The sequence below is a fragment of the Campylobacter sp. genome, from assembly GCF_017646085.1.
In the GTDB taxonomy this organism is placed as follows: domain Bacteria; phylum Campylobacterota; class Campylobacteria; order Campylobacterales; family Campylobacteraceae; genus Campylobacter.
The window spans coordinates 1-5,810 of the sequence record NZ_JAGCNF010000148.1; the positions used below are offsets into that span (position 1 = coordinate 1).

The following is a 5,810-nucleotide window of genomic DNA, read 5'->3' on the forward strand; positions in this document are numbered from 1 at the left end:
CATTAGATAGACAACTGGTACAATTGTCGGATATTTTTTAAGTTTTCTAAATATATGCTTTCTAATAACTTGACGAATTTGGTTTTCTAATGCTCTTTGGTCATTTAGCATATCATCTTTGACATTAGTTAAAAATTGTAGTAATAACTCTTCAAGCTCTTTACTTAGGCTTCTTGTATGTCTTTCACTTACTAATCCATAGCTAATTACTCTATTATGAATTAGAGTTTTAGCATTTTTATCGATTTGTGAAATGATGGTAACAACTCCGGCCTCAGCTAACTTTTGACGATCAATTACTACATCATCAGCAATTTGCTTATTAATTTGATTATCTATAAATACCTTACCAGTTTTAACCGTTTTTACTCTTTTGATATGGCGTTGGCATACTTCAACTTGATCTCCATCGCTCATTAAATATATATTTCTCTCATCGATACCACAGCTCATCGCAGTCTCTTTATGTTTTACGATATGATTATACTCTCCATGAACTGGTAAGAAAAATTTAGGTTTAATAAGTCTTAGCATAAGCTTTTGCTCCTCTTGAGCCGCATGGCCGCTGACATGAATCTCACTAAAATCTTGATGAGCTACATTTGCTCCACTTTTAAGCAAGAAATTTAAAATCGTAGATACGCTAGTTTCATTTCCAGGAATTGCTTTTGAACTAATAATAACTTGATCTGTAGGCTTGATTTTAATATATTTATGCTCATCAGTAGCCATTCTATATAATGCGCTCATTGTCTCACCTTGACTTCCAGTAGTTACAATTAAAACTTCATTATCTGGATATTTGCTTACCTCATTTGCATCTATGAATATTTTACGATCTAAATTTACATATCCAAGCTCAATAGCTGTCCATAGATTGCGCTCCATACTTCTGCCTATTACGCAAACTTTTCTACCATGTTTTATACCACGCTCAATGGCTTGATATACTCTATGGATATTTGAACTAAATGTGCTCATAATCACTCTACCCTTAGCCGAAGCAAAGATAGAATCAAAAGTCTTTCCAACGCTACTTTCACTCTTTGTAATGCCATCTTTATAGCTATTTGTTGAATCGCTTAAAAGACATAAAACACCCTTTTCACCATAATAAGCAAGACGATTTAAATCAGTTGGATATCCATCAATTGGGGTATGATCTATCTTGAAATCTCCTGTATGAATGATTGTACCGGCTTTTGTCGTGATAGCTAACGCACTTGCATCGATAATAGAGTGCGTGATATGAATTAATTCAAACTCAAAATCTCCAAGCTCATAGACCTTTCTTTTTTCAATTGGGCGAAAGTAGCTTCTAAATGATTTTAATCCATGCTCTTCAAATTTATTGCTAATCATACCTAATGGAAGCGGAGTAGCATAAATTGGAAATTGAAATTCTTTGAAAAAATATGGCACAGCGCCAATATGATCTTCATGAGCATGAGTTATGATGATACCTCTGATTTTGTTTTTTATCTTTCTTACATAATCAAAATCAGGTACCAAAATATCTACACCATGCATACCTTCAGTAGGAAAGCTCATACCAATATCGATAATAATAGCATCATTATTTGTCTCAAATATAGTCATATTTCCACCGATCTCACCAAGACCGCCAAGTGGAGTTATAATAATTTTATGTTCAGCTGAATTTAGATATTTAAGCGGTTCAAGGCGCAATTCATGACTAGCTTTATTAGCTTCAATTGCTATTTTCATATCCTTTTGCCACTCTTCATTGCCACCTATTTTAATTGTAGGATTGTTATTTTTGCGACGTTTTTTGCTCTTTTTTTGCTCTTTTGCTTCAACATCTTGAGCAGTTTGAGTCGATTCACCAGCTTTTAAATTTGTTTTAGCTTGATTTGCCTCTTTTTTAAGATTATCTTTGTGGTTACGATATCTTCTTTTTTTACTAGGTTTTTCACCTAGAGTTTGTGTATTCTCTTCGTTCATTTTTAGCCTCTTTAAATAGTTTTAAATATAAGGCGACACAAAGCTCATGAGGACGAGTAGTAAGCGGTAAATTATGCTTGGCCAAAAAGCTCTCTACAATAGACTTTGAGCAAAAACAAGCTAAATTTTTAAGTAAAGTTTTACGTGGAGCAACAAACGCAGACCTTAAAAACCGCTCAAATTCACCAAGCTCAAAATCCTCTACTAAATTTCTATCTTTAATAATTCTAATCACCGCTGAGACAACCTTTGGCTCTGGATTAAACGCAGTTGCAGGCACATCAAAGAGCAACTCTACATCACCCCTAACTCCAGCTAAAATAGCCAAAGCACTAAACTCGCTATCGCCTGGTTGTGCACTAAATTTCAAAGCTACCTCTTTTTGAATCATAACAACAAGCCCTTTGCATCTGCTATCGCTAAGCGCTTTTAATATCATATTTGTCGCTACATAGTATGGCAAATTTGCTACTAAAAAATAGTCCTGCCTAGATATCTCATGCCAAGATTCAAGGGCATCGGCATTAGTTATTTTTAGTTTATGCTGTGAAATTTCACCAGCAAATTTATCTAGTAAAATTTCATAAAGCTCACTGTCTATCTCAAAACACTCGATTTTCCCACTAAGTTGTACAAGCTTTTGTGTTAAATCACCTAAGCCAGGCCCAATCTCTACGATCCTTTCTAAATCATTGGGAATCGCTTGGATGATTTGACGCTTTATGCTCTCATCGGTTAAAAAATTCTGACCAAATTTCTTTTTTGCACGTATCATAGGTAGCTATTTTAGCTAAATTTGACTGAATTTATAGTAAAATAAAAATAAAAAGTTTTAAAAATGGAAAATTTCGCAAAAAGAATCATACCGTGTTTGGATGTAAATAATGGTAGAGTTGTCAAAGGTGTTAATTTTGTAGGATTAAAAGATGCTGGTGACCCAATCGAAGTAGCTAAAAGATATAACGATGAGGGCGCTGATGAACTATGTTTTTTAGATATTACAGCTAGTAGCGATGGAAGAGATACTATAGTACATGTCGTAGAAGAAGTTGCAAAACAATTATTTATCCCGCTTACTGTAGGTGGAGGGATTCGTAAAATAGATGATATTTCAAAGCTATTAAATGTTGGCTGTGATAAAGTCAGTCTAAATTCATCAGCTGTAGATAATCCAAATTTAATCTATGAAGCTGCTAATAAATTTGGCTCTCAATGCATCGTAGTAGCCATAGATGTCAAAAAAAATGATAAAGGCAGTTATAATGTATTTGTCCACGGAGGACGTAAAGATACTGGACTAGATGCAATAGAATGGGCTAAAAAAGTTTATGATTTAGGCGCTGGAGAGATACTTTTAACTTCTATGGATAGTGATGGAACCAAAGCTGGATATGACTTAAACATAACATCAGCCATATCAAATTCAGTTCAAATTCCTGTTATAGCAAGTGGAGGCGCAGGGACAATGGAGCATATATTGCAAGCTTTTAAAAATGGTGCTGATGCAGCGCTTGCAGCTAGCATATTTCATTATAAAGAGATTGAAATTATGAAATTAAAAAAATTCTTAAAAGATAATGGAATCGGGGTTAGAATTTGAGTCAAAATAAGCTTAATAGCAATACTTTGATAGTTTGTGCTGGAGAAATGGAGAGTTTTCAATTTGCTACAACAATTGGAATTGGAATGGTTGAACCGGCAATAAATTTAACTAAAATTTTACTTAATTTAAAACAACTACCAAAAAAGATTATATTTATTGGAAGTTGCGGAATTTATGGCAATGAAAGTTTGCTTAAAATTTACCAAAGTTCTTTAGCATTTAACTATGAAATTAGTGGAATTATGGGGCTTAGCTACACTCCTATCAAGATAAATTTACCTAATGTTTCACAAAAAACAATTTTAATAAATTCATCAAATTTCATTACAAATTCAGCTGAAATTTCAAAAAAATTTAAAAATTTAGGTTTCACGGCTGAAAATATGGAAGCTTACAGTGTAGGATGTGTAGCAAATTTATTCAAAATAGATTTTGAATGCATTCTATGCTCCACAAACTACTGTAATGAAAATGCACATGATGATTTTATTAAAAATTATCCACAAGCCAAAGAAATAATTACAAAATATCTAAAATCAAAAGGAATTATATGAAAAATTTGCTTGATTACACTCAGGCAGAGCTGTCTGAATTTATCCAGCCAAAATTTAGAACAAAGCAAATTTACGAGTGGATATATAAAAAAAATGCAAGATCATTTGATGAGATGAGCAGCTTGCCAAAAGATCTTAGAGAGAGTTTAAAGTATGAATTTTATATAGAACCACTCGAAATAATCAAAAATGAAATTAGCAGTGATGGTAGTATTAAATATCTCTTTAAATTACGTGATGGAAAGACAATTGAAAGTGTTTTACTTCCGATGAAAGAAGAGATAATAGATGAAAATGGTAAGATACAAAAACATGCTAGATACACAATCTGCGTAAGTTCTCAAGTAGGCTGTAAAATGGGATGTAGTTTTTGCTTAACAGCCAAAGGTGGCTTCATTCGCAATCTAACTGCAGGAGAAATCGTAGGACAAATTCTATGGATAAAAAGAGAGAATAGAATTCCATATGAAAGACGTGTAAATATAGTATATATGGGTATGGGCGAACCGCTAGATAATCTAAAAAATGTAGCAAAAGCTGTAAATATCCTAAAAGATAATGATGGTTTGGCTATTGGTGCACGCCGCCAAACTATTAGCACAAGTGGATTAGCTAGTCAGATTAAAAAACTTGGCGAACTTGATCTTGGTGTACTTTTGGCAATATCATTACATGCTGTTACAGATGAATTACGTGAGAAATTAATGCCTGTAAATAAAGCCTATAATATTGCTAGCGTAATGGATGCAGTACGTGAATTTCCAATAGATATGAGAAAACGAGTTATGTTCGAATATTTAATAATGGATAAGGTAAATGATAGTCAAAATGATGCAAAAGCCTTAGTTAAGCTACTTCATGGAATAAAAGCGAAGGTAAATTTAATTCTATTTAATCCGCACGAAGGTAGCCCATATCAAAGACCAAGCATTGAAAATGTGGAAAAATTTAGAGATTATCTTCAATCTCGTGGAGTCACATGTACTATTAGGCAAAGCAAAGGATTAGATATCAGTGCTGCTTGTGGTCAGCTAAAAGAGAGAAGCAAGGGAGAAAATAGTGCCACTACTTGATATGATTCAACTTATATTTATTATTATTGTTGTTACCATTGGCTTAATCGGAATGATATATGTGATAAAATCAGATAAATGAATTTTGATACTAATTAATCTGCCCCTAACTCATCTTTAACAATTTAACTATTTTTTATAGTTTTAATCATATTTTAAGTTAGGGGGAGGGAGAGGGTAGAATACTCTTTTTTTAAATTACAAAGGAGTAACAATGAAAAAATTTGTTCTATTTATCGCCCTAGTTGCAAGCGCTATCTCTGCCAACGCATATGACTTATCTTATAACTCCTCTAGTTATGAATATAGAGAATTATCAAATAAAATTGATAAGCTAAATGATAAAATAGATAAAGCTCAAAGAGAAGCCGAGGATCGAGCATTCTTTAAAGCCTTAAGAAGCAATGATCCAAATGCAATGACAGATTACTTACTTAATTACTAGAAATTTATAATCCAAATTCCATCTTGGAACTGATATCAAATTCAGTTCCATTATAGTTAAATTTGAGCCGATTTGAGTGAAGCATAAGTCTATTAGCCCCACTCTTTTCAATACGCTCGTTTTCACTCATCTTGCCATCTAAAATTCTCTCTATATCACATCGTTCAAGC

6 protein-coding genes and 1 pseudogene are annotated in these 5,810 nt (G+C 33.0%); 4 read left to right on the plus strand and 3 right to left on the minus strand.

Going from position 1 to position 5,810, the window contains the following annotated elements; all coding sequences use genetic code 11:
* Positions 1–1,965 (minus strand): ribonuclease J (locus J6V67_RS07460; RefSeq protein WP_291860941.1); only part of this gene is annotated, 1,965 nt, incomplete at its 3' end.
* Positions 1,934–2,740: a 16S rRNA (adenine(1518)-N(6)/adenine(1519)-N(6))-dimethyltransferase RsmA gene (gene rsmA / locus J6V67_RS07465; RefSeq protein ID WP_291860944.1), complete on the minus strand. Its 807-nt coding sequence runs from the start codon at positions 2,738–2,740 to the stop codon at positions 1,934–1,936. The genes J6V67_RS07460 and rsmA, both read right to left, overlap by 32 nt.
* Positions 2,741–2,803: 63 nt before the next feature.
* On the opposite strand from rsmA, the gene hisF reads away from it, so the two are divergent.
* From hisF to J6V67_RS07485, 4 genes are all read left to right on the plus strand, one after another.
* Positions 2,804–3,565, plus strand: a complete 762-nt coding sequence (hisF, locus tag J6V67_RS07470) for an imidazole glycerol phosphate synthase subunit HisF (protein ID WP_291860946.1) — start codon at positions 2,804–2,806, stop codon at positions 3,563–3,565.
* Between the two features lie 26 nt (positions 3,566–3,591).
* Positions 3,592–4,122: a purine-nucleoside phosphorylase gene (locus tag J6V67_RS07475; RefSeq protein ID WP_291860955.1), complete on the plus strand. Its 531-nt coding sequence runs from the start codon at positions 3,592–3,594 to the stop codon at positions 4,120–4,122.
* Positions 4,119–5,195, plus strand: a complete 1,077-nt coding sequence (gene rlmN, locus J6V67_RS07480; RefSeq protein ID WP_291860949.1) for a 23S rRNA (adenine(2503)-C(2))-methyltransferase RlmN — start codon at positions 4,119–4,121, stop codon at positions 5,193–5,195. Before J6V67_RS07475 ends, rlmN begins: the two co-directional genes overlap by 4 nt.
* A gap of 214 nt (positions 5,196–5,409) precedes the next feature.
* Positions 5,410–5,640 carry a hypothetical protein gene (locus tag J6V67_RS07485; protein ID WP_291860952.1) on the plus strand — a complete coding sequence of 77 codons (231 nt, stop codon included), beginning with the start codon at positions 5,410–5,412 and terminating at the stop codon, positions 5,638–5,640.
* A gap of 4 nt (positions 5,641–5,644) precedes the next feature.
* Here the strand turns inward: J6V67_RS07485 and J6V67_RS07490 are convergent.
* Positions 5,645–5,810: pseudogene (locus J6V67_RS07490) on the minus strand (RNA pseudouridine synthase); the annotation flags it as partial.

Coding starts and splice junctions, on each gene's coding strand:
- J6V67_RS07485 (WP_291860952.1), top strand. CDS start 5,410: ATGAAAAAATTTGTTCTATTTATCGCCCTAGTTGCAAGCGCTATCTCT.
- rlmN (WP_291860949.1), top strand. CDS start 4,119: ATGAAAAATTTGCTTGATTACACTCAGGCAGAGCTGTCTGAATTTATC.
- rsmA (WP_291860944.1), bottom strand. CDS start 2,740: ATGATACGTGCAAAAAAGAAATTTGGTCAGAATTTTTTAACCGATGAG.
- hisF (WP_291860946.1), top strand. CDS start 2,804: ATGGAAAATTTCGCAAAAAGAATCATACCGTGTTTGGATGTAAATAAT.